General features: G+C 40.3%; 21 protein-coding genes. 3 read left to right on the forward strand and 18 right to left on the reverse strand.

Translation table 11 applies throughout. The features are described from left to right. Positions 1 to 12: 12 nt before the first annotated feature. The 8 genes from HMPREF3020_RS08445 to epmB form a co-directional block, all read right to left on the reverse strand. A complete protein-coding gene (locus HMPREF3020_RS08445) occupies positions 13 to 1,269 on the reverse strand; it encodes a GntP family permease (RefSeq protein WP_070776194.1) in 1,257 nt (418 codons plus the stop codon). A 148-nt stretch (positions 1,270 to 1,417) separates the two neighbouring features. Then, entirely contained in the window at positions 1,418 to 1,774 is a 357-nt protein-coding gene (locus tag HMPREF3020_RS08450) for a diacylglycerol kinase (protein WP_049364783.1), read from the reverse strand. A gap of 20 nt (positions 1,775 to 1,794) precedes the next feature. Beyond that, a complete protein-coding gene (gene relA, locus HMPREF3020_RS08455) occupies positions 1,795 to 4,044 on the reverse strand; it encodes a GTP diphosphokinase (protein ID WP_070776195.1) in 2,250 nt (749 codons plus the stop codon). 101 nt (positions 4,045 to 4,145) lie between these two features. Continuing rightward, complete coding sequence (gene rlmD / locus HMPREF3020_RS08460) at positions 4,146 to 5,456, reverse strand: 23S rRNA (uracil(1939)-C(5))-methyltransferase RlmD (protein WP_070776196.1); 1,311 nt, start codon at positions 5,454 to 5,456, stop codon at positions 4,146 to 4,148. 35 nt (positions 5,457 to 5,491) lie between these two features. Continuing rightward, positions 5,492 to 6,196 (reverse strand): DNA repair protein RecO, encoded by a 705-nt coding sequence (gene recO / locus HMPREF3020_RS08465; protein ID WP_070776197.1) that lies wholly within the window; start codon positions 6,194 to 6,196, stop codon positions 5,492 to 5,494. A 7-nt stretch (positions 6,197 to 6,203) separates the two neighbouring features. Then, complete coding sequence (locus HMPREF3020_RS08470; RefSeq protein ID WP_049364780.1) at positions 6,204 to 6,611, reverse strand: MliC family protein; 408 nt, start codon at positions 6,609 to 6,611, stop codon at positions 6,204 to 6,206. Between the two features lie 105 nt (positions 6,612 to 6,716). Next, positions 6,717 to 8,111: an opacity-associated protein OapA gene (gene oapA / locus HMPREF3020_RS08475; RefSeq protein WP_070776198.1), complete on the reverse strand. Its 1,395-nt coding sequence runs from the start codon at positions 8,109 to 8,111 to the stop codon at positions 6,717 to 6,719. Positions 8,112 to 8,185: 74 nt separating this feature from the next. Further along, the gene (epmB, locus tag HMPREF3020_RS08480) at positions 8,186 to 9,202 is read right to left on the reverse strand and encodes an EF-P beta-lysylation protein EpmB (protein ID WP_070776277.1); all 1,017 of its coding nucleotides are present in this window, start codon (positions 9,200 to 9,202) and stop codon (positions 8,186 to 8,188) included. A 36-nt stretch (positions 9,203 to 9,238) separates the two neighbouring features. On the opposite strand from epmB, the gene efp reads away from it, so the two are divergent. After that, a complete protein-coding gene (gene efp / locus HMPREF3020_RS08485) occupies positions 9,239 to 9,805 on the forward strand; it encodes an elongation factor P (RefSeq protein ID WP_005695259.1) in 567 nt (188 codons plus the stop codon). 121 nt (positions 9,806 to 9,926) lie between these two features. On the opposite strand, the gene HMPREF3020_RS08490 is transcribed toward efp, so the two are convergent. The 7 genes from HMPREF3020_RS08490 to rdgB form a co-directional block, all read right to left on the reverse strand. After that, positions 9,927 to 10,430 carry a surface-adhesin E family protein gene (locus tag HMPREF3020_RS08490; protein WP_070582679.1) on the reverse strand — a complete coding sequence of 168 codons (504 nt, stop codon included), beginning with the start codon at positions 10,428 to 10,430 and terminating at the stop codon, positions 9,927 to 9,929. 53 nt (positions 10,431 to 10,483) lie between these two features. Continuing rightward, entirely contained in the window at positions 10,484 to 11,224 is a 741-nt protein-coding gene (pflA, locus tag HMPREF3020_RS08495; protein ID WP_049364777.1) for a pyruvate formate lyase 1-activating protein, read from the reverse strand. A gap of 129 nt (positions 11,225 to 11,353) precedes the next feature. Continuing rightward, positions 11,354 to 13,666: a formate C-acetyltransferase gene (gene pflB, locus HMPREF3020_RS08500; protein WP_049371761.1), complete on the reverse strand. Its 2,313-nt coding sequence runs from the start codon at positions 13,664 to 13,666 to the stop codon at positions 11,354 to 11,356. Between the two features lie 54 nt (positions 13,667 to 13,720). Beyond that, positions 13,721 to 14,575, reverse strand: a complete 855-nt coding sequence (gene focA, locus HMPREF3020_RS08505) for a formate transporter FocA (RefSeq protein WP_070776199.1) — start codon at positions 14,573 to 14,575, stop codon at positions 13,721 to 13,723. Positions 14,576 to 14,788: 213 nt separating this feature from the next. Beyond that, the gene (locus HMPREF3020_RS08510; RefSeq protein ID WP_070776200.1) at positions 14,789 to 15,151 is read right to left on the reverse strand and encodes a helix-hairpin-helix domain-containing protein; all 363 of its coding nucleotides are present in this window, start codon (positions 15,149 to 15,151) and stop codon (positions 14,789 to 14,791) included. A 145-nt stretch (positions 15,152 to 15,296) separates the two neighbouring features. Then, on the reverse strand, positions 15,297 to 15,614 hold the full coding sequence (locus tag HMPREF3020_RS08515) for a heavy metal-binding domain-containing protein (protein WP_005695251.1): 318 nt from the start codon (positions 15,612 to 15,614) through the stop codon (positions 15,297 to 15,299). Positions 15,615 to 15,652: 38 nt separating this feature from the next. Continuing rightward, a complete protein-coding gene (gene rdgB / locus HMPREF3020_RS08520; protein WP_070776201.1) occupies positions 15,653 to 16,252 on the reverse strand; it encodes an RdgB/HAM1 family non-canonical purine NTP pyrophosphatase in 600 nt (199 codons plus the stop codon). Between the two features lie 131 nt (positions 16,253 to 16,383). On the opposite strand from rdgB, the gene HMPREF3020_RS08525 reads away from it, so the two are divergent. After that, positions 16,384 to 16,755, forward strand: a complete 372-nt coding sequence (locus HMPREF3020_RS08525; RefSeq protein ID WP_070776202.1) for a CopM family metallochaperone — start codon at positions 16,384 to 16,386, stop codon at positions 16,753 to 16,755. A gap of 48 nt (positions 16,756 to 16,803) precedes the next feature. Here HMPREF3020_RS08525 and ispH read toward each other — a convergent pair whose 3' ends face one another. The 3 genes from ispH to glmU form a co-directional block, all read right to left on the reverse strand. Then, on the reverse strand, positions 16,804 to 17,748 hold the full coding sequence (gene ispH, locus HMPREF3020_RS08530; protein WP_049364772.1) for a 4-hydroxy-3-methylbut-2-enyl diphosphate reductase: 945 nt from the start codon (positions 17,746 to 17,748) through the stop codon (positions 16,804 to 16,806). Between the two features lie 2 nt (positions 17,749 to 17,750). Then, positions 17,751 to 18,236 carry a signal peptidase II gene (lspA, locus tag HMPREF3020_RS08535; RefSeq protein ID WP_070776203.1) on the reverse strand — a complete coding sequence of 162 codons (486 nt, stop codon included), beginning with the start codon at positions 18,234 to 18,236 and terminating at the stop codon, positions 17,751 to 17,753. Between the two features lie 116 nt (positions 18,237 to 18,352). Then, positions 18,353 to 19,723, reverse strand: a complete 1,371-nt coding sequence (gene glmU / locus HMPREF3020_RS08540; RefSeq protein WP_070776204.1) for a bifunctional UDP-N-acetylglucosamine diphosphorylase/glucosamine-1-phosphate N-acetyltransferase GlmU — start codon at positions 19,721 to 19,723, stop codon at positions 18,353 to 18,355. Between the two features lie 258 nt (positions 19,724 to 19,981). Between glmU and pyrG the strand changes: the two genes are divergently transcribed. Then, positions 19,982 to 21,619 carry a glutamine hydrolyzing CTP synthase gene (pyrG, locus tag HMPREF3020_RS08545; protein ID WP_070582690.1) on the forward strand — a complete coding sequence of 546 codons (1,638 nt, stop codon included), beginning with the start codon at positions 19,982 to 19,984 and terminating at the stop codon, positions 21,617 to 21,619. The last annotated feature ends 58 nt before the right edge of the window (positions 21,620 to 21,677 follow it).

A 21,677-nucleotide genomic window follows, 5' to 3' on the forward strand; every position in this document is an offset into this window, starting at 1 on the left:
TCTCTCCTTAAACTAACTAAATACACCAAAAATTAAGGTGGACGCAATGGTCATAATTAACCCCACTGCACTTTCATAAGGAATCAATTTTAAGCGTTCTTTCATGTCCATATTTACGCTACCACCAGTTGCATGGAAGAAAGAACCATGTGGCATATGATCGAAAACTGTCGCCCCCGCATGAATCATCGCGGCACCTGCCAGACTACTCACCCCCAACTCTAATAGCGTTGAACTAAACACATTCGAAGCAACCGCTGTACCTGCCGTTGTTGATGCCGTCGCAAGCGACATGAGTGCACCTGAAATTGGCGCCAGGATATAAGAAGGTAAGCCCGAATGTTTTAAGCCTTCTATAAGCACATCTTTCATACCGGAATTAGCAATAATACCGGCTAAAGCGCCCGTACCAAGTAGCATAATCGCCACCGGAGCCATTTTCCCTAAACCGCTAATCGCATAGTTATTGGCTTGGCGAAGCTTACCCATGCAGAGTGCGCCAATCAAACCACCAAGTGGTAAAGCGATTAAAGGATCCACTTTAATATCAGCTAACGGACGAAGTGCCAGTAAGAAGATGGCAATCAAAGGCGCCACAAGTGCGGTCAAAAATGAGGGTAAATTCTGTGTTTCTACTGCGACAACCTCTTGGGCTGAAACACGTGAACCTTTATTTCTTAACCGTTTTGCTAAGAAATACGTCAATATTAAGCCAAAAATAGCGGGGATAATCCCTACCATCATCACTGACGTTAAAGGAAGATGGAATGTGTCTGCCGCCGCGATTGCATTGGGATTGGGAGACATTAAGTTTCCTGCTTTTCCCCCACCAATCATCGCTAAGAGAATAGCGGGTTTTGATAAGTCAGTACGACGAGCAAGTGCTAAGGCGATTGGAGAGACCGTAATCACGGCAACATCAATAAATACACCAACGGCGGTTAAAATTAATGTGGCCAACGCTAACGCTAATAATGCTCTTGTTTCACCTAACTTGTTTGTAATGGTTTCAGCAATGGTATTAGCCGCACCTGATTCAATCAGAACTCCCGCCAATACCCCTGCTGCGAGAATTCGCATGACTGCAGTAGTGATACCTTGAGCGCCTCCGATCATGAGACTCACGGTTTGAGATAAATCAGCGCCGCCAACTAATCCCCCTACTAAAGCCCCGACTAACATACCATAGGCTGGTGAGACTTTTTTCAAAATAAGGAAAATAGCGACAATGAGTGCAATGAGTGCACCTAAGGCTGAGACTGTAGGCATAGCGTCCTCCTGTTGATATAAATATGCAAAAATCTTTCTTATTTATATCAGCAAAAGTAGAGGAATAAAATCTTGTCCGACTTCCACCTACAAAAACGGCTTATGTACAACACATAAGCCGAAATTGTTACTGAAAATTGACCGCACTTTAGAAAAATAAAATACTTCCCCAAACCACGACAACAATACAAAGGGCAATGAATACCGCTGCTGAGCCTTGGTCTTTGGCTCTCCCTGAAAGCTCATGGCGTTCCGTTCCAATGCGATCCACCACCGCTTCAACGGCGCTATTTAACAGTTCCACTGCCATCACAAGTAAAACCGATGAAATCATCAAAGCAATTTCAATTTTAGTATCACCCAGCCAAAAGGCGAGTGGAATCAGAATGCACGCAAGAAAACACTCGTGGCGGAATGCAGTTTCATTTTTGAATGCACTCTTTAAACCTTGTAAGGAATATTTTGTAGAGTTAATTAAATGGGTTAATCCCGTGGTTTTATACATAAAAGTTCCTATGTTTTAATCTATAAACGTTTTGCTTCGATAACGTCGTCTAACTTCGCTAATCTGGCCAGTATTTTACTTAAACTTTCGACATTTTTCAGTTCAATTTCCATATCCATCGTCGCCACTTGTTTTTTGGTGTCTGCACGGCTTGAAACCCCTAATACACTGACTTTTTCATTCGCGAGCACGGTTGTAATATCGCGCAATAAACCGTTGCGATCACTGGCCACAATGCGAATATTAATATGGAACCCCGCCGCGTAATTATCCCCCCAAAGGGCTTCCACTACACGTTCTGGATGGGCCGCTTGTAATTCAATAAACTGTTCACAATCGCAACGATGAATTGAAATACCTCGCCCCATCGTAATGTAGCCTGCAATGGCATCACCTGGAATAGGCTGACAACAACGCGCCATGTGGTGCATTAAATTACCGACCCCTTCAACAATGACATAGCCTTTATTCTGTTGTTGCTCGGCTTTCTGTTGCGCCTTTTGCTGTGCAGTATTCGCACTTTTACTCGCCACATGGCGGAGAATTTCTTGATCAGCTTCTTCAGCCGTCACTTTGATCAATCGGCTTTGCAAGAAATTCATCAACTGATTTAAGCGAATATCTCCGCTACCAATGCCTGCATATAAATCTTCTAGGTTTCTTAAGTTATAACGTGGCAAGGCAAGCAGCTCAACCTGTTTCAAACTGATATTCAAACGCGCAAGTTCATTATCTAACTGCTCTTTACCAGCTGGAACGTTTTTATCACGATCTTGTTTCTTAAACCACGCTTGGATTTTGGCTCGCGCTTTTGAGGTATGGGTAAAGCCTAAGTTCGGGTTGACCCAATCTCGGCTTGGGTTAGGATTTTTCTGCGTGATGATATCCACTTGCTCACCCATTTGCAGGTGATAAGTGAATGGCACAATACGTCCCCCAACTTTCGCCCCGATACAACGATGACCAATTTCACTGTGGATCGCATAAGCAAAATCGAGAGGCGTTGACCCCGCGGGTAAATCAACCACTTCACCTTTCGGTGTAAACACATATACGCGATCATCAAAGACTTGGCTACGTAATTCAGCCATCACTTCGCCAGAGTCCGTAATATCATCTTGCCATGCAAGTAATTTACGCAACCAAGTGATTTTTTCTTCATAAGCGGAAAGGCTACCTGTCGTGCCCTCCTTGTATTTCCAGTGGGCAGCTACACCAAGCTCCGCATCATCATGCATTTGCTGGGTACGAATTTGCACTTCAATGGGCTTACCACCTTTGCCTAACACCACAGTATGAATGGATTGATAGCCATTTGGTTTCGGGTTGGCGACATAATCATCAAATTCTTTTGGCAAGTGTTTGAAATGCGTGTGGACGATACCGAGCGCCGTATAACAATCTTGCAATTTCTGTACGATCACTCTAACCGCTCTGACATCATATAAGCCACTGAACTCCAAATGTTTCTTTTGCATTTTTCGCCAAATGCTATAAATATGTTTTGGACGACCGTAAACTTCAACCTTGTCGATATTTTCTTTTAAATAACCGGTTAACTCTGTGACAAAATCTGCAATATACTGCTCACGATCTAAGCGACGCTCATGTAATAATTTGGCAATATTTCGATATTGTTCTGGATGCAAATAACGGAAACAGTAATCTTCAAGCTCCCATTTCAATTGACCGATACCTAAACGGTTCGCCAATGGGGCATAAATATTGGAACATTCTTTGGCAGCCAATACTTTTTCTTCTTCACAAAAGTGATTTTCCGCATTACGAAGAAACGTAATACGTTCAGCAAGTTTAATGATCACGCAACGGAAATCGTCCACCATCGCAAGGAGCATACGGCGAACATTATCCACTTGAGAGGCATTGGCAGAATGGCTGGCATTAAGCTGACGGATATTATCCATCTCCTCCACACCTTTAAGCAGTTTGGTGATTTTAGGACCAAAATGTTCTTGAATTTGCTCCCAATCGACAATTTTGTTTGCTACTAAGGGGAATAGCATCGCGGTGAGTAAGCTTTCGCAGTCCATATTCATTTCATGCAGAATCTCCACCATTTCCACACCAGATTGCAATGTGAGGATTGCATTCTCCATTTGATCGGCATGTTCAGCTATTTTGCCTTGGGCATAATACCATGCATCAATCAGAGACTTTTCTGCGGGGGCAGCAAGTTTAAGGCTCGAACACCATTGTTCGATCTCAAAATCATGTGGATTTGATAAGTGAGAACCACGAACTGCAACCATAATACCCCCTTGTTGATGAATATGGCTCGGCAACATCCTGTCCGCCGAGTTGTCTTTTTAAGACAACAAAAAAGTCTGACTATTCTATCAGAATTTACACCTTATTTGATAAATAATGTCACCGACTCCAAATGACTGGTATGTGGAAACATATCAATCATAGCGGTTTTGATAATGCGATAGCCGAAAGAGCGAAGAATCTCAGCATCCCGTACTAAGGTTGCGGGATTGCAAGATACATAGAGAATGCTTTCGGCACCAAGTTCACACAACGCATTCAGTGCAAATGCAGCACCACTACGAGGCGGGTCAAGAAGAATTTTATTGAAATGTTGTTTTGCCCAAGGTTGTTCTGAAAAAGCTTGGTCTAAATCAGCTTGATAAAATTCAACATTCTCAATGTAGTTAAACTGTGCATTCGTTTGAGCTTTTTGAACCATGTCAAAAACACCTTCAATTCCAACCGCACTTTTCACGCGTTTGGCTAAAGGCAACGTGAAATTGCCCATACCACAGAATAAATCTAAAACGTGATCGTCCTGATTCAAATCAAGCCAATCTAAAGCCGTCTCAACCATTTGTTGATTTAAGTGGGTATTCACTTGAATAAAATCGCGGATATCAAAAGATAAACGAATATCGTCCAGAGAATAATAAGGCATTTCACCATGCACAAGTTGGATATTTTGATCATCTTGTAAAAACAAATTCACAGCATTGACACGTGCAAACTCGAGTAACAAAGTGCGGTCAGTTTCTGCTAAATTGCCTTTGTAACGTAACAACATGGCTACGCCATTCTCTGCTGAGACTAATTCAATGTGCCCTAATTGTTTAGGGACTGAATATTGCGCCCAAAGTGCGGTCAATTTGGGGATAAGATCATTGATTGCAGGCTCTGCGACTAAGCATTGCTGAATGCTGACTAACTGATTGGAGTTTTTCTGACGAAATCCCATGTCAACGGTTTTGTTTTTAGCATTCCATAGCAAACTTAATCGTACACGACGGCGATAGCCCCATTGTTCGCCACAAATCATTGTCATTAATTGAATAGGCTCTGCTTGCAGTTTACTTAATCGAGAAAAAAGGGCTTTCTCTTTCGCTTTACGCTGCATTTCTACAGGAATATGCTGGCCTTGGCATCCACCACAACGTCCATAATAACGACATTGTGGCTCAACACGCTGATTACTCTTTTGTAGCCACTTTTGTGCAGCGGCTAAACCATATTGACGCTTTTCATCAGTCACTACCGCTTCCACTTTTTCCGTTGGCAAAGCATTTTCAATGAACCAGGTTTTACCTTGAATTTTGGCGACACCTAACCCTTGATAATCTAAATCCTGAATTTCAGCGACAACTTTTTGGGCGGTTTTCTGTTTTTTTTGTGGAGCGTAAAGTAAAGCCATGATGGTGTATTAATCTGTTTGTATCAAAGAAAGGATTATTTTAAATAAAGCACGTTTTGCGTAAATAACTCTCGGCTTTTCAGCGGTTTATCACCTAAATAAGGTTTAAGTGCAATTCGAGTAAAGCGCTTTGCTGCTTGCAAGATGGACTCATCGGTGAATTCCAAACGGTCAAAAGCAAGTAAATCTCGACCATAAAAGGTTAAGTTATCTTTCACTAACGAGGCGATAAAACCCTTTTCCGCACGATATTGGTAAGTCATCGATTCATCTACTGGTAAACCTGATCCTGCACAATGCAGAAAATCAATGCCATAACCTAAGATTTTAAGTAAATGAAATTCAAATAGACGCAATGTGGGCTCAACCTGTGGTTGAGTGACTAAGCCTGTTAAGCATTGAAGATAATGCTGAAAAAGTTGTGGATTGGCCGTTTCGGGCTCGATCACTCGAGTAATCAGCTCATTTACATAAAATCCACTGTATAAAGCCGTTTGCTGTAAAGGCAGCGTAATTGCCGCGGGCTCTGCTTTCGTGAGTGTTTTTAATGCGCCTTTTCCTGACCAACGAAGAAGTAATGGCGTAAAAGGCTGTAAGACAGATTTCCATGCCGAACGTTTCGCACGAGCACCTTTTGCAATAACCGTCAAACGTCCCGTTTCTTCAGTGAATAAATCCACCAAAAGGCTGGTTTCACTATAAGGACGACGATGTAACACAAAGCCGCGTTGGAGATCCATACAAGAATTATTTGCCTGATTTTAATTCACTTGGTTGTTTAACACAGCGTTCAGCAAGCACTTCACCTACGCTAGTTTGTAATTGACTGAAGTCATCACGCTCCTGCCAATACCAACGAATATTCGCATAATTTCTCCCACGCTCAGAAATCACTCGTGTCAATTTTTCGGTTACATCATTAAAAGTAACAGTCACCTGGCTGAGTGTTTTTTTACTTTTCTGTTTTTGCTTGGTATGAACCACACTCACTTCTTTATTGCCTTTACACAAATAAACCGTCGCCGAACCCTTTTGGGATTTTTTATCAACGGTTTGCACTTTCATTTTCTGTGGTGCGGGTTTGCTTAATTCAACATTTTGTGAACAAGCAGAAAGACAAAGTGCGGTCAAAATTACGCTTAATTTTTTTAACATGAATTCTATTTCCATCAAGGGTTGTTTATGATTGCTCACTTTACGAAATGAGCAAGGATAAACAATCTTATCTAGAAAAATGGGCGATTACTCGCCCACTAAAAATTATTTTTTATACTGATATGAACCATCGGCTTGACGAACGAACTTACCGCCATTTGATAAACGAAGCTCACTCACTCGGCCTTGACTATTCACTGATACCTGTACTTTATCACCAGGTTTGAAACTGCTTAATGCATGACCTGCACCGCTTGCTTTTGTCATGGCATTCACATCTGAAATATTCAATTTATTATCACGGAATACTTGCATCAGTGAAACACCTTGAGGCACAGTTAATGTTTTTGTTGCACCTGTTGAAGCGCTTTGTGTTGCTGGTTCAGCTGCTTTCACCGCATTGTGGGTTGCTGATTTAGCTTCCACAATTTGAACCTTACTGTCTTTAGTTGCAACAGGTTTCGCTTCTTGAATCTTGCTTGACTCTTTTTTCACGGTTTGAGTCGGCTGAACTGTTGCTTTTTCAGCTACAGGTTTAGGTTGTTTTTTCTCTTGAACCACCGATGTTTGTTCACGACGAGGTTCTGCTTTATGCTCAACTGTTGTGGTATGTTTTTCTACAGTTGGTTGCACTGTTTTCACAGGTTCTTTAACTGGTGCAGGAGCAACAGCTGGTTGAACTGGTGCAGATTGAGTTGCTGGTTGTTGAGCAACAGTTTGTTGTGCAGGCTCTGCAGGTTGTGATTTCGCAGCATCTGCTTTATCACCTACGTACTCCATGGCTGGAGGTGTATCTGATTTAGCTTCATTTGCAGCTTGTTCTGTCGTTGCCGGCGCTGCATTGTTATTGTTATCTAATACAGTAGTTTCAACCGGTTGAGACTGATCCAATGATTGGAATTGAACCGGAATTTCATTGCTGTTTTGTTGTTCAAAAGACTCTACCGTATCTGAGTTTGGTTTTAGGGTGAAGAAAATAATCAGCAAGACCACTAACCCCAAGATAGCAATAAATAAACGGCGATGTTTTTCTGGTAACATTTGTAAAACCTTCCATTTTTCTGGTGATTTCAAGCTTGCTGCTGCAGCGGCTGTTGCTGGTGCAACTGTTTCTGCTTGAGTTTTCACTTCTTCCACAATCTCTTCTGCAGGTGAATTTTCAAAAATCACTTTTTCTTCCGCTACGTTTTCTACTTGAACATTTTCAACGGACTCTTGAGCGCCGAAAGCACTTGATTGCACTGATTGTTCAGTATTTTCACTTTGGAATGCTTGAGAAGGTGAAAAAGATTGGCTTGCTGCCGCACCAAAAGTTGGTTCGCGACGAACATGGAATTGTGTATCTGGCTGTTCTTTTTTACCAAATAAACCTTTGGCTTTATCAAAAATTGAGCCACTTTGTTGAACCGGTTTTCTTGGTGTCACAGAGTCAGAGTGATTAAATCCTAAATCTAATTCATTTTGAGATGAATTGTCGTTAGGTTGATTTTTATTATCCACGGTATTACCTCGATTTGCTAAACTAAAGATCGCACAAAAGTGCGGTGAAAAATTGAATCGTATTTTATCGGATCTTAAGCGGTGTATAAAGTCTTATTTGGCTCTCCGCCGATTTCTCGTGCTAATTTGGGCACTAAATAGCCAGAAGTGAGCGCCTGTAATTCTTTGTAAATTTGTAATGCTTTCTCATCTGAGATATAAAAATGTCTCGCCCCCTGCACTTTATCCAATAAATGCAAGTAATAAGGCAAAATTCCCGCTTGAAATAGCTTATCGCTCAATACTTTTAATGTATGTGGGTTATCATTCACATCTTTTAAAAGGACTGATTGATTGAGTAAGGTCACTTTAGCGCCTGCCAGTTTTTGCATAGCGAAAGCAAGTACCTCATCAATTTCATTTGGATGATTGATATGCGTGACAAACACCGCTTGTAATCGGCTTTTTAGCAATAAATCACAAAATTCATCCGTAATTCGCTCCGGAATCACGACAGGCAAACGAGAGTGAATACGTAAACGCTGTAAGTGCGGTATTTTTTCAAGGCGTTCTAATAGCCATGCCCATTCACTATCCTTTGCCATCATCGGATCGCCACCCGAAAAAATCACTTCTTCAATTTCTGAATGGGCCGCAATATAGTCTATTGCTTGTTGCCAACTCGTTTTATTGCCTGGATTTTGATCATAAGGAAAATGGCGACGGAAACAATAACGACAGTTAACGGCACAGCCTCCTTTTGCCATGAACAGCAAGCGATTTTGGTATTTATGCAGAATATTAGGCACCGCATTTTTTTGCTGCTCATCTAAAGGATCTTGGCTAAACCCTTCGGTCTCAATAAATTCTTGTTGAGCCGTCATCACTTGCAAAAAAAGTGGGTCTTTCGGATTCCCTTTTTCCATTTTATCAACAAAAGGCAAAGGCACTCGCATAGCAAAAAGTTTACGAGCAGTGATATCCTCGGCAAAATCTTCAACAGACAAATTTAAGGTTTTTAACAAGATTTTCGGATCAGAAATCGCATTTTTTAGGGTTTCTAACCAATTTTGTTCTTCTCTAATCGCAATATTTTGGGTTAAAATACGCACTTTCAAACAATCTCTATTTTTTAGGATATTTTTAATATGGCTACATATACTACCAGTGATTTCAAACCAGGTCTAAAATTTATGCAAGACGGTGAGCCTTGTGTGATCGTTGAAAACGAATTCGTTAAACCAGGTAAAGGCCAAGCTTTTACTCGTACTCGTATTCGTAAATTAATTTCAGGCAAAGTATTAGACGTAAACTTCAAATCTGGTACTTCGGTTGAAGCTGCTGATGTTATGGATCTTAACCTCACTTATTCATACAAAGATGATGCATTCTGGTACTTCATGCACCCAGAAACATTTGAACAATACTCTGCTGATGCAAAAGCAGTGGGTGATGCTGAAAAATGGTTATTAGACCAAGCAGATTGTATCGTGACTTTATGGAACGGTGCACCAATTACAGTTACTCCACCAAACTTCGTAGAATTAGAAATCATCGATACTGACCCTGGTCTTAAAGGTGATACTGCGGGTACAGGCGGTAAACCAGCAACATTAAGTACTGGTGCTGTGGTGAAAGTACCTCTTTTCGTTCAAATCGGTGAAGTAATTAAAGTCGATACTCGTTCAGGCGAATACGTTTCTCGTGTGAAATAATCTTTCATTGAGAGATAAAAAGAGCGGTCAATATTTGATAAATATTGGCCGTTTTTTATTGCCTGCTCATTAGTTTCATAGAGATAAAAAATGCGGTTATTTCTAACCGCACTTTGATTGATTATTTCGCTTTTGAGCCTTCTAAATCTAAAGAAGGTTTTCTATCTGAGTTAACACAAATGATTTGTGCCGCCGCATAGAGCGTTGTATTAGGTTTTAAGCTAATTGTGTATTTCTCTTGTTTTTTCGGTGCGGCACGCAAACCTTCGCCCCAGAAATCATCATAAAAATCAGTCCGAACTTGGGTTAAATGGTAGTTCTTACAGTTTAAGATTTTATATTGGCGAACAGAACGTGCATAACGTCTTTTCTCATTTGGATACACATATAAACCTTTATCCAAATTCACCACGGCATCAAAATGCACTTGGTTTAAATCTTGGTTGTCCACCCAAATTGAATCGGTATCAATGTAGTAATTTTTATCTTTTACTAATCGAACATACCCTACTCTATCTTTTGAAGGGGGCGTTAATGTCACCTCTTCTTGTGTAACTGGCGATTGAACAGCTGAACAGCCTGCTAAAAGGGCTACACCTAAAAACGTTAATGCTAATTTTTTCATTTTTCCTCCTTAAAGCTTTCTAAAGCCTGCTGTTAATCTTTTTACACCTTAGCTTAATATTTTACCGTATGTCCATATCCTTCAAGGATTGTTTTAATATGCTCAAGTGATTCTTTCGTCGGTGGTAAAACATCTGCGAGCTCATATTCAAAGCCAAGGGTTTTCCATTTATGAGCGCCTAATCGATGATAAGGGAGAAGTTCGACTTTTTCAATATTGGTCATACCTTCAATAAACTGTCCGAGCAGATGAACATCATGATCGTTATCGGTATAGCCAGGAACCACTACATAACGAATCCAGGTTCGCTGATTACGTTTTTGCAGATATTTCGCAAACTCAAGTGTCCGTTTATTTGGTACACCAATAAGGTTTTGGTGCACTTGATCGTTCAGTTCTTTTAAATCAAGCAAAACAAGATCGGTTACATCGATCAGTTCATCAATAATGTGATCATAATGACGTACAAACCCATTAGTATCTAAACAAGTATTAATGCCTTCTGCTTTACAAGCTCGGAACCAATCTCGTACAAACTCAGCTTGAAGAATGGCTTCACCACCTGATGCTGTTACACCACCACCGGTTGCATTCATAAAATGGCGATAGCTCACGACTTCTTTCATGAGTTCTTCCACACTGATTTCGCGACCACCATCAAGATCCCAAGTATCACGGTTGTGGCAATATTTGCAACGCATTAAACAGCCTTGCATAAATAAAATAAAACGAATGCCGGGACCATCCACGGTTCCACAGGATTCAAAGGAGTGAATTCTTCCTAGAACAGACATACATAAATTTCCAAAAAATAAATCTAGCTAAATTTTACCAAAAATATCATCTATAAAAAATGAGCCTGACTTAAATCAGGCTCATAATTTTTATGTTCCCGCTAAAGTGCGGTTAAATTTTATCGTGTTTTAGAACGATTCTGTGAATGTACGAGTGACGACGTCTTGTTGTTGCTCTTTAGTTAAAGAGTTGAAACGGACTGCGTAACCAGATACACGAATAGTTAATTGCGGATATTTATCCGGATTTTCCATCGCATCTAATAACATTTCACGGTTTAACACGTTCACATTTAAGTGTTGACCACCTTCTACTGCTGCTTCGTGGTGGAAGTAACCATCCATTAAGCCCGCAAGGTTGCGACGTTGTGCTTCTGGATCTTTACCTAACGCATTTGGTACGATTGAGAAGGTATAAGAAATACCATCTTTCGCGTAAGCAAATGGAAGTTTAGCTACAGAAGTTAATGATGCTACCGCACCTTTTTGGTCACGACCGTGCATTGGGTTAGCACCTGGTCCGAATGGCGCGCCGGCACGACGACCATCTGGAGTGTTACCTGTTTTCTTACCATAAACCACGTTAGAAGTAATGGTTAATACAGATTGTGTAGGCACAGCATTGCGGTAAGTTTTAAGTTTTTGAATTTTCTTCATGAAACGTTCAACTAAATCACAAGCGATGTCATCAACACGGTTGTCGTTGTTACCATATTGTGGATATTCACCTTCGATTTCGAAGTCGATCGCTACGTTGCTTGCTACAACATTGCCATCTTTATCTTTGATGTCGCCACGAACTGGTTTAACTTTCGCATATTTAATTGCGGAAAGTGAGTCTGCTGCAACAGAAAGACCTGCGATACCACAAGCCATGGTACGGTATACATCACGATCATGTAATGCCATTAATGCTGCTTCGTATGAATATTTATCATGCATATAGTGGATGATATTTAAGGCAGTCACATATTGTTTTGCCAACCAATCCATAAAGCTGTCCATACGAGTCATGACTGTGTCGAAATCTAACACTTCATCAGTGATTGGTGCAGTTTTCGGACCTACTTGCATACCTAATTTTTCATCGATACCGCCGTTGATTGCGTATAACAATGTTTTCGCTAAGTTTGCACGCGCACCGAAGAATTGCATTTGTTTACCAACAACCATTGGTGATACACAACATGCAATTGCGTAGTCATCATTGTTGAAGTCTGGACGCATTAAATCATCGTTTTCGTATTGAACTGATGAGGTATCAATCGATACTTTCGCACAGAAACGTTTGAAGTTTTCAGGTAATTGTTCAGACCAAAGAATTGTTAAGTTTGGTTCTGGAGAAGTCCCCATGTTGTAAAGGGTGTGTAAAATACGGAATGTATTTTTGGTGACTAATGTACGGCCGTCTAAACCCATACCTGCGATAGTTTCAGTTGCCCACATTGGGTCACCAGAGAATAATTGATCGTATTCAGGTGTACGTAAGAAACGAACCATACGAAGTTTCATGACTAAGTGGTCAACTAATTCTTGCGCTTCAGTTTCAGTAAGTTTACCTGCTTTTAAATCACGCTCGATATAGATATCGATGAAGGTTGCAGTACGACCGAATGACATCGCTGCACCATTTTGTGATTTGATTGCTGCTAAGTAAGCAAAGTACATCCATTGAATTGCTTCTTTAGCGTTAGTTGCAGGGTTAGAAATATCGAAACCGTAACTTGCTGCCATTTGTTTCATTTGGCCTAATGCACGGTGTTGTTCTGCGATTTCTTCACGTAAACGAATAGTTGCTTCTAGATTTACGCCATCTTCTAAGTCTTTTTGTAAAGAAGTGAATTGTGCGTATTTATCTTTCATTAAGAAGTCAACACCATAAAGTGCGACACGACGATAGTCACCGATGATACGACCACGACCGTAAGCATCTGGAAGACCAGTTAATACACCTGATTTACGACAACGTAAAATGTCTGGCGTATAAACATCGAATACACCTTGGTTGTGGGTTTTACGATATTCAGTGAAGATTTTTTTCACTTCAGGATCTAATTCACGACCGTAAATTTTGCATGATCCTTCCACCATTTTAATACCACCAAATGGCATAATGGCACGTTTTAATGGAGCATCGGTTTGAAGACCTACGATTTTCTCTAAGTCTTTATTGATATAACCTGGTGCGTGAGAAGTAATCGTTGAAGGCGTATGTTCGTCAAAGTCTAATGGCGCATGTGTGCGGTTTTCAACTTTAATTCCTTCCATAACGGTTTCCCAAAGTTTGGTTGTCGCTTCGGTTGGACCTGCTAAGAAAGAATCATCACCTTCATACGGGGTGTAGTTCTTTTGAATAAAATCACGCACGTTGACGTTTTCTTGCCAATCACCGGCAACGAATCCTGCCCACGCAACTTTTTGTGCTTCATTAAGTTCTGACATAGTCATTTCCTTTTTTAATTGATAAAAAATAAGTCTGTTTAGTTCGTTAGTACATTAGTGAGCTTTGGTTAAATAACGTTGGAATAAGCCGATACAAACTGCGCCGCCCACAATGTTGCCCAACGTTACGGGAATTAAATTCTTCACAATGAAATGATAAAGATCTAAGTCTGCATATTTCATTGGATCCACACCAATTTGTTGCCAAAATTCTGGTGTACTAAAATGTGCTGTAATAATGCCAAGCGGAATCATAAACATATTTGCCACACAGTGTTCAAAACCTGATGCCACAAATAAACCAATTGGCATGATCATAATAAATGCTTTGTCTGTAACAGTTTTACCGGAATAAGACATCCATACCGCTACACACACCATAATGTTACATAAAATACCAAGGTTAAATGCTTCAAACCAAGTATGATGAATCTTATGTTGAGCGGTTGCCAAAATGGTTAACCCCCATTGACCATTTGCTGCCATGGTTTGTCCCCCAAACCAAATCACTGCAGCAATAAATAAACCGCCTACGAAGTTGCCTAAATACACCACAATCCAATTTCGAATCATTTGGGTTGTGGTTATTTTTCCGCCTACGCGGGCAACTAAGGTTAAAGTAGAAGAGGTGAATAATTCCGATCCTAAAATCACCACCATAATTACGCCTAAAGAGAAGACTAATCCACCAACTAACTTGGTTAATCCCCAAGGCGCGCCAGCGCTCGCTGTTTGAGTTGTCGTATAAAATACAAAGGCTAATGCAATACAAGCCCCAGCACTAATACCAGACATGAATGATAAAAATGGACGTTTTTGCGCTTTATACGCAGCGACGCTTTCAGCATAATCCGTTGCTTCAACTGGTGTGAGAGCAACAGAAGATTGATTTAAATTTTCTGATGCCATATCTAACTCCAAATAGTTGGTTTATTATTTCTTATACTACAACATAGGTATTCCTATACCCATTTGGTATTCTACTCTCTTATAAAACCATTGCAAGAAATCCCCAACTTATTCCAAAAAAATTTGATATTTTGCAAGTTTTGGTAAATTTTCTGCTCAAAAAATAAAAAAGCGGAATATCACTATTCCGCTTTTCATATAAAAATAACAACATTAAAACACGATACGATCTCGGTTTTTTTCTAACGTAGCTTTACCAATGCCTTGTACTTCAAGTAGTTGTTCTGCCGCAGTGAAACTACCGTGTTTTTCACGGTATTGCACAATGGCTTCTGCTTTTTTCGCCCCAATACCAATCAGCGCTTTTTGAATGTCTGATACGCTAGCGGTATTGATATTTAATTTATCACTCACCGTTTGTTGTACTGTTTGTGATGGTGCTTGTACAGCTGTTTGTTGCTGCACTTGCGTTTGCGATTGAGCCTGCTCAGCTGTTTTTTCTTCTGCAAGCGCTTCTGTGCTCAACATCGCGCCTGCAATAAATAATGAACTAAATAAATGTTTCATCAATTTCATAAAAATGTCCTTTATTAACAAATAAGTACCGTTGATTCATATCAACAGTGACATTTTTAAGAAACACAGAAAACACGCAAGAAATCAACCGCACTTTTGCGATCTTGATCGCAAAAATTACATTTAAGCAAATAAAAAAACGACCTTATCGCACCACTACAGCTGTGCCACTCGCAATCACCATAAACATACTTTTATTGCTTACTGTTGCGTAATTAATCTCTACGCCAACCACAGCATTTGCCCCTAAAGCAATTGCTTTTTCTTCCAACTCTTTCAAGGCATCTTGGCGTGCACGACTAATACGACGCTCATAAACACTCGAACGCCCACCAATCACATCGGTAATAGCCGCAAAAAAATCACGGATGAAGTTTGCCCCAGCAATCACTTCCCCAAAGACGACTTGTTTATATTCTACGATTTGTTTACCTTCAATATTAGGCGTAGTGGTAATAATCATTTTGTATCCTTTAATTCTCGTTAAAAATCAACCGCGCTTTAGGCCGTTAATTTTGATTTCAAAACAGCTAATGCCTTCGCACGATGAGAAATTTTCTTTTTCTCTACGGTTTCTAATTCGGCAAAAGTACAGCCTTTTTCAGGGCTAAAAAAGAGCGAGTCGTAACCGAAACCATTTTCACCTTTTTCTTCATAAATAATCTGCCCGTCACATTCACCTTGAGCAATGATCGGAGAAGGATCACTTAGGTGTTGTAATAACACAATCGTACTCACAAATTTTGCTTGGCGACGTTCAGTCGGTACATCGGCTAATTCTGCCAATAATTTTTCTCGGTTTTTCGCATCAGCTTCGTCACCATCCACACCTGCATAACGAGCAGAATACAATCCAGGCGCACCATTTAACGCATCCACTACAAGACCAGAATCATCTGCAATGGCCGGTAAACCTGATTTTTCAGATGCATAACGTGCTTTCAAAATCGCATTTTCAACAAACGTTAATCCTGTTTCTTCTGGACTTTCAATGCCTAAATCGGTCTGAGCAATGACTTCAAAACCGAAATCGGCTAATACGTCTGCCATTTCTTTTACTTTGCCTTTATTGCCCGTGGCAAGCACAATTTTTTGCTTCATGATTCTGTCCCTCATATCAAATATTGTCTTATTTTAGCACCTCACCAAAAATTTTCGGAATAAATATTGACTTTAACCTTAGGTCAAGGTTTATGATTCGTGCTCATTCAGTTATCACATAGGAGAAAAACATGAAAAAACTTATGACTTTTATCACACTTAGCGCTGCTGCAGTTTCAATTTATGCCCAAGCTAATGAACAACCGCATCAAGCACACATGAATATGCCAATGTCGACAGATTCTGCAATGCAACAAGAATTAATGCAAGGTATGAATCAAATGAATCAAGACATGATGGCAGCTGCGCAATATAAAGATCCTGATGTTGCTTTTGCAGCAGGTATGTTGCCACACCATATTGGCGCAGTAAAAATGGCGGAAGTTGAATTAAAATACGGAAAAGATCCTGAGATGCGTAAGCTTGCTGAGAATATTATTAACGCTCAACAAGCAGAAATTGAACAAATGCAAAAATGGCTTAAAGTGCATAATAAAAAATAAAATAACACAAAAAAAGTGCGGTAAATTAACCGCACTTTTTTAATAGAATTAGTTCACTTCTTTTATTCTTAACTCTTTTGGCACTTCAAAGAACATATTTTCTTCTAAGCCTTGAAGCTCTTCAATAGCATCGGCACCAAATTCTTTTAATCGAGCAATCACAGATTGCACCAATTCTTCCGGTGCAGAGGCCCCCGCTGTTACGCCAATTGTTTCAACGCCTTCAAACCAATCTGCCGACACATCATTTGGATCATCAATCAATTTTGATTTCACCCCCATACGCGATGCCAACTCAGCTAAACGGTTAGAATTTGATGAGTTTTTAGAACCTACAACGACCACTAAATCACATTGTTTCGCTAATTCACGCACCGCTTCTTGTCGATTAGTTGTTGCATAGCAAATATCGTTTTTATGTGGGCCTTGAATCGCAGGATATTTATCTTTCAATGCACTGATAGTTTCCGCCGTATCATCAAGAGAAAGTGTGGTTTGTGTCATAAAGGTTAAATCATCACTTTCTTGAACCGGCAAACGAGCAATATCTTCCACGCTTTCAATTAAGAAAATACCACCTTCCTCGTTGCTGTACTGCCCCATTGTGCCTTCCACTTCTGGATGCCCTTTGTGTCCGATCAAAATCGCTTTCGTCCCTTTACGGCTCGCACGAGCCACTTGCATATGTACCTTGGTTACCAACGGACAAGTTGCATCAAATACTTTTAACTGGCGATCTTTTGCTTCTTGACGAACGGCTTGTGACACGCCATGAGCGGAGAAAATCACAATGGCACCATCTGGCACTTCACTTAATTCTTCTACAAAAATTGCCCCACGCTCACGCAAACCATTTACCACAAAACGGTTATGCACCACTTCATGACGTACATAAATCGGTGCACCATGAATTTCAAGCGCTAATTCAACAATGCTAATGGCTCGATCGACACCCGCGCAAAATCCGCGAGGGTTAGCTAAAATTATCTTCATTTTTAACCGCTCTTTTTATCACCTTTAAAGGCATCTAATGCTAATAAACCCGCACCAATACAAATCGCAATATCTGCCACATTGAATACCGGATAATGATAAATATCCCAATAAAAATCTAAGAAATCCACCACAAAACCGTTATACACACGGTCTACCATATTGGCTAAAGCGCCACCAATAATCAGTGCATAAGCCGAGTTTTGTAATTTTTGTTCTGCAGAATTCTTTTTCATAAAGTAAGCCAGCATTAAAGAAATCCCAATTGCAAGCACGATAAAGAAATATTTCTGCCAACCATCATGTTCCGCAAGGAAGCTAAACGCTGCGCCATAGTTACGCACATAGGTTAAATTAAAAACGGGTAATAGGTTCACACTTTCATAGAGATCAAAGCGTTGCACCACAATATATTTGGTCAGTAAATCGAGGATAAATGCGACTGCACTTAGCCAAAGGAATGAAAGTCCTGTTTTATTTTTTGTCATAGGAAATTATCTGTCTTTATAAATGGACGATGATTTTAACAACTCGAATAGCCTTTATAAAGCAAAAGGCATCAAATTATAAAAGGCGAACACATTGGTTCGCCTTGCAATGTTAATTACTTTTTCTTCACAGGTCTTTGCCAACCTTGAATATGACGTTGTGGCACACGAGTAATCACCAGCTCATCTTTCTCAATATTTTGAGTGATCGTTGAACCAGCCCCAATGGTTGCTCCATCTGCGACGGTAACAGGCGCGACTAACTGCGTATCCGATCCAACAAATACATTGTTACCAATAATTGTTTTAAATTTATTTGCACCGTCATAGTTACAAGTAATGACACCTGCACCAATGTTACAGTTCTCACCGATTTCGGTATCACCGACATAAGTGAGGTGGTTTACTTTAGAACCTTTCCCTACTGTAGATTTTTTAATTTCCACAAAGTTGCCTACATGGGTTTCAGCGGCTAATTCAGCACCTGGACGTAAACGAGAGAATGGACCAATCGCCGCTTTCTCACCAATTGTCGCATCTTCTAAAACAGAATAAGGCTTGATTTCAACATCATCACCAATGGTCACGTTTTTCAATACGCAACCTGCACCGATTTTTACACGGTCACCCAAGCGCACATTGCCTTCCACAATTACATTCACATCAATTTCAACATCTTTACCGTGCTCTAATATGCCGCGTAAATCAAAACGCTCCGGGTCAATCAACATCACACCTGCAAGTAAAAGTTTTTCTGCTTGTTTACGTTGATAATAGCGTTCCATTTTGGCTAATTGTAGGCGATTATTTACCCCTTCAACTTCCATAAAATCAGTTGCTTGAACAGCTACAATCGGACAACCATCTTGATGAGCTAAGCCAATTACATCAGTAATATAAAACTCGCCTTGTGCATTATTATTATCTAAACGCGCTAACCATTTTTTGAAACTTGCACCATCTGAAACTAACACACCTGTATTAATCTCTTGAATTTTGAGTTGCTCAGGCGTTGCATCTTTTTGTTCAACAATCCCTACAACTTTGCCATTTTCACGTACGATTCGACCATAACCTGTTGGGTTATCTAATACGACGGTTAACACTGCGATACCATTTTCAGGTTTCGCATCGATTAATTTTTGCAATGTTTCCGGTGTAATCATTGGGCCATCGCCATACACCATTAAAATATTTTCATCATCACGGAAAAAAGGCATTGCTTGTTGCATAGCATGTCCTGTACCCAACTGTTCCGCTTGGAATACCCAGTTCACGCTTTCATTTGCCAAACGCTCACGCATTAATTCGCCACCGTGACCATAAATCAAATGTACGTTTTCCGCACCTAATTGATTTGCCGTATCGATCACATGTTTTACCATCGGTTTACCTGCCACTTTGTGCAAGACTTTAGGTAAATCAGAATACATACGAGTGCCTTTACCGGCTGCTAAAATCACCACGCTTAATGCTTTATTTGTCATAAATTCTTCTCTTCTTTATAAAAAATTTGGGCGTATTCTATCGTAGAATGGAGAATATGATAAGCCATTTAATTTTCATACATTCCTGACAAGACAAGATTGTATAAAAATCTCAAATCCTGTAAACTATCCTCCCGTCTTGATAGCTAATCATCTTTTTCTTTTACTTTTGACCGCACTTTTCAGTATTCTGCACAAATTTGCATAAAAGATGATTGGCTATAATCATTTTTATCCCAACATTTTAGGTCTCTCACTATGGCTACAAATTATATTTTCGTCACAGGCGGTGTGGTTTCATCGTTAGGTAAAGGTATTGCTGCAGCATCATTGGCAGCAATTTTAGAAGCACGTGGCTTAAACGTGACTATTATGAAATTAGACCCTTACATCAACGTGGATCCGGGTACAATGAGCCCAACCCAACACGGCGAAGTGTTCGTGACACAAGACGGGGCGGAAACCGATTTAGACTTAGGTCACTACGAGCGTTTTATTCGTACCAAAATGACAAAACGCAATAACTTCACCACCGGTAAAATTTACTCTGAAGTATTACGCAAAGAGCGTCGTGGTGATTATTTAGGTGCGACAATTCAAGTTATCCCGCACATCACCAATGAAATCAAAGATCGCGTGATTGCTGGTGCGCAAGGCCATGATGTGGTAATCGTGGAAGTAGGCGGAACTGTGGGTGATATTGAATCACTTCCATTCTTAGAAGCACTGCGTCAACTTGCCGTGCAAGTAGGCCGTGAGCATACTATTTTTATGCACTTAACGTTAGTGCCATACATCCCAACGGCGGGCGAAGTGAAAACCAAGCCAACGCAACATTCTGTAAAAGAATTACTTTCGATTGGTATTCAGCCAGATGTGCTTATCTGCCGCTCAGATCGCATGATTCCACCAAACGAACGTGCAAAAATCGCCTTATTCTGTAACGTGCCAGAACGTGCCGTCATCTCATTAAAAGATGTGAATTCAATCTATCAAATTCCAGCATTATTGAAATCACAAGGTTTAGATGAATTCATCTGCCAACGTTTCCACTTAGACTGTCCAGAAGCGGACCTTTCAGAATGGGAACAAGTGCTTTATCAAGAAGCAAACCCAGTGGGCGATGTGACCATCGGTATGGTAGGTAAATATACTGAATTACCAGACGCTTATAAATCAGTGAATGAAGCCTTAAAACACGCAGGTTTAAAAAACCGTTTAAGCGTGCATATCAAATACATTGATTCTCAAGATGTTGAAACCAAAGGCACTGATGTATTAAAAGGTGTCGATGGTATTTTAGTACCGGGCGGCTTTGGCTATCGCGGTGTAGAAGGCAAAATCTTGACTGCAAAATATGCACGTGAAAACAATGTTCCTTACCTCGGTATTTGTTTAGGAATGCAAATTGCATTAATCGAATATGCGCGTAATGTCGCTGGTCTTGAAAAAGCCAACTCATCTGAATTTGATCGTCACTGTGAGCAACCTGTTGTGGGTTTGATTACAGAATGGCAAGATGCGGAAGGCCACATTGAAACCCGTGACGACAATTCAGATCTCGGTGGTACGATGCGTTTAGGGGCACAGCAATGTCATTTAATTGAAGGCTCAAAAGCGCGTGCATTGTATGGCAAAGAAACCATCGAAGAACGTCATCGTCACCGCTATGAAGTGAACAATAACCTGCTTCCACAAATTGAAAAAGCGGGCCTTAAAGTAACTGGTTTATCAGCGGATCGTAAATTAGTGGAAATCATCGAAGTACCAAACCACCCATGGTTTGTGGCATGTCAATTTCACCCAGAATTTACGTCAACGCCGCGTGATGGCCACCCATTATTTGAAGGCTTTGTCAAAGCAGCTAGAGAAAATCAGTTAAAAACTGAAAAATAATTTACTGATGATTCCATAAACAAGTGCGGTCAAAAATTCTTGTATTTTTGACCGCATT

Origin of the sequence: Haemophilus sp. HMSC068C11 (genome assembly GCF_001815355.1) — a bacterium.
GTDB lineage: Bacteria > Pseudomonadota > Gammaproteobacteria > Enterobacterales > Pasteurellaceae > Haemophilus_D.

Coding starts and splice junctions, on each gene's coding strand:
- pflA (WP_049364777.1), bottom strand. CDS start 11,224: ATGTCTGTTCTAGGAAGAATTCACTCCTTTGAATCCTGTGGAACCGTG.
- pyrG (WP_070582690.1), top strand. CDS start 19,982: ATGGCTACAAATTATATTTTCGTCACAGGCGGTGTGGTTTCATCGTTA.
- rdgB (WP_070776201.1), bottom strand. CDS start 16,252: ATGAAGCAAAAAATTGTGCTTGCCACGGGCAATAAAGGCAAAGTAAAA.
- HMPREF3020_RS08510 (WP_070776200.1), bottom strand. CDS start 15,151: ATGAAATTGATGAAACATTTATTTAGTTCATTATTTATTGCAGGCGCG.
- focA (WP_070776199.1), bottom strand. CDS start 14,575: ATGGCATCAGAAAATTTAAATCAATCTTCTGTTGCTCTCACACCAGTT.
- HMPREF3020_RS08525 (WP_070776202.1), top strand. CDS start 16,384: ATGAAAAAACTTATGACTTTTATCACACTTAGCGCTGCTGCAGTTTCA.
- pflB (WP_049371761.1), bottom strand. CDS start 13,666: ATGTCAGAACTTAATGAAGCACAAAAAGTTGCGTGGGCAGGATTCGTT.
- efp (WP_005695259.1), top strand. CDS start 9,239: ATGGCTACATATACTACCAGTGATTTCAAACCAGGTCTAAAATTTATG.
- rlmD (WP_070776196.1), bottom strand. CDS start 5,456: ATGGCTTTACTTTACGCTCCACAAAAAAAACAGAAAACCGCCCAAAAA.
- relA (WP_070776195.1), bottom strand. CDS start 4,044: ATGGTTGCAGTTCGTGGTTCTCACTTATCAAATCCACATGATTTTGAG.
- lspA (WP_070776203.1), bottom strand. CDS start 18,236: ATGACAAAAAATAAAACAGGACTTTCATTCCTTTGGCTAAGTGCAGTC.
- HMPREF3020_RS08490 (WP_070582679.1), bottom strand. CDS start 10,430: ATGAAAAAATTAGCATTAACGTTTTTAGGTGTAGCCCTTTTAGCAGGC.
- HMPREF3020_RS08470 (WP_049364780.1), bottom strand. CDS start 6,611: ATGTTAAAAAAATTAAGCGTAATTTTGACCGCACTTTGTCTTTCTGCT.
- recO (WP_070776197.1), bottom strand. CDS start 6,196: ATGGATCTCCAACGCGGCTTTGTGTTACATCGTCGTCCTTATAGTGAA.
- HMPREF3020_RS08515 (WP_005695251.1), bottom strand. CDS start 15,614: ATGATTATTACCACTACGCCTAATATTGAAGGTAAACAAATCGTAGAA.
- ispH (WP_049364772.1), bottom strand. CDS start 17,748: ATGAAGATAATTTTAGCTAACCCTCGCGGATTTTGCGCGGGTGTCGAT.
- HMPREF3020_RS08445 (WP_070776194.1), bottom strand. CDS start 1,269: ATGCCTACAGTCTCAGCCTTAGGTGCACTCATTGCACTCATTGTCGCT.
- HMPREF3020_RS08450 (WP_049364783.1), bottom strand. CDS start 1,774: ATGTATAAAACCACGGGATTAACCCATTTAATTAACTCTACAAAATAT.
- glmU (WP_070776204.1), bottom strand. CDS start 19,723: ATGACAAATAAAGCATTAAGCGTGGTGATTTTAGCAGCCGGTAAAGGC.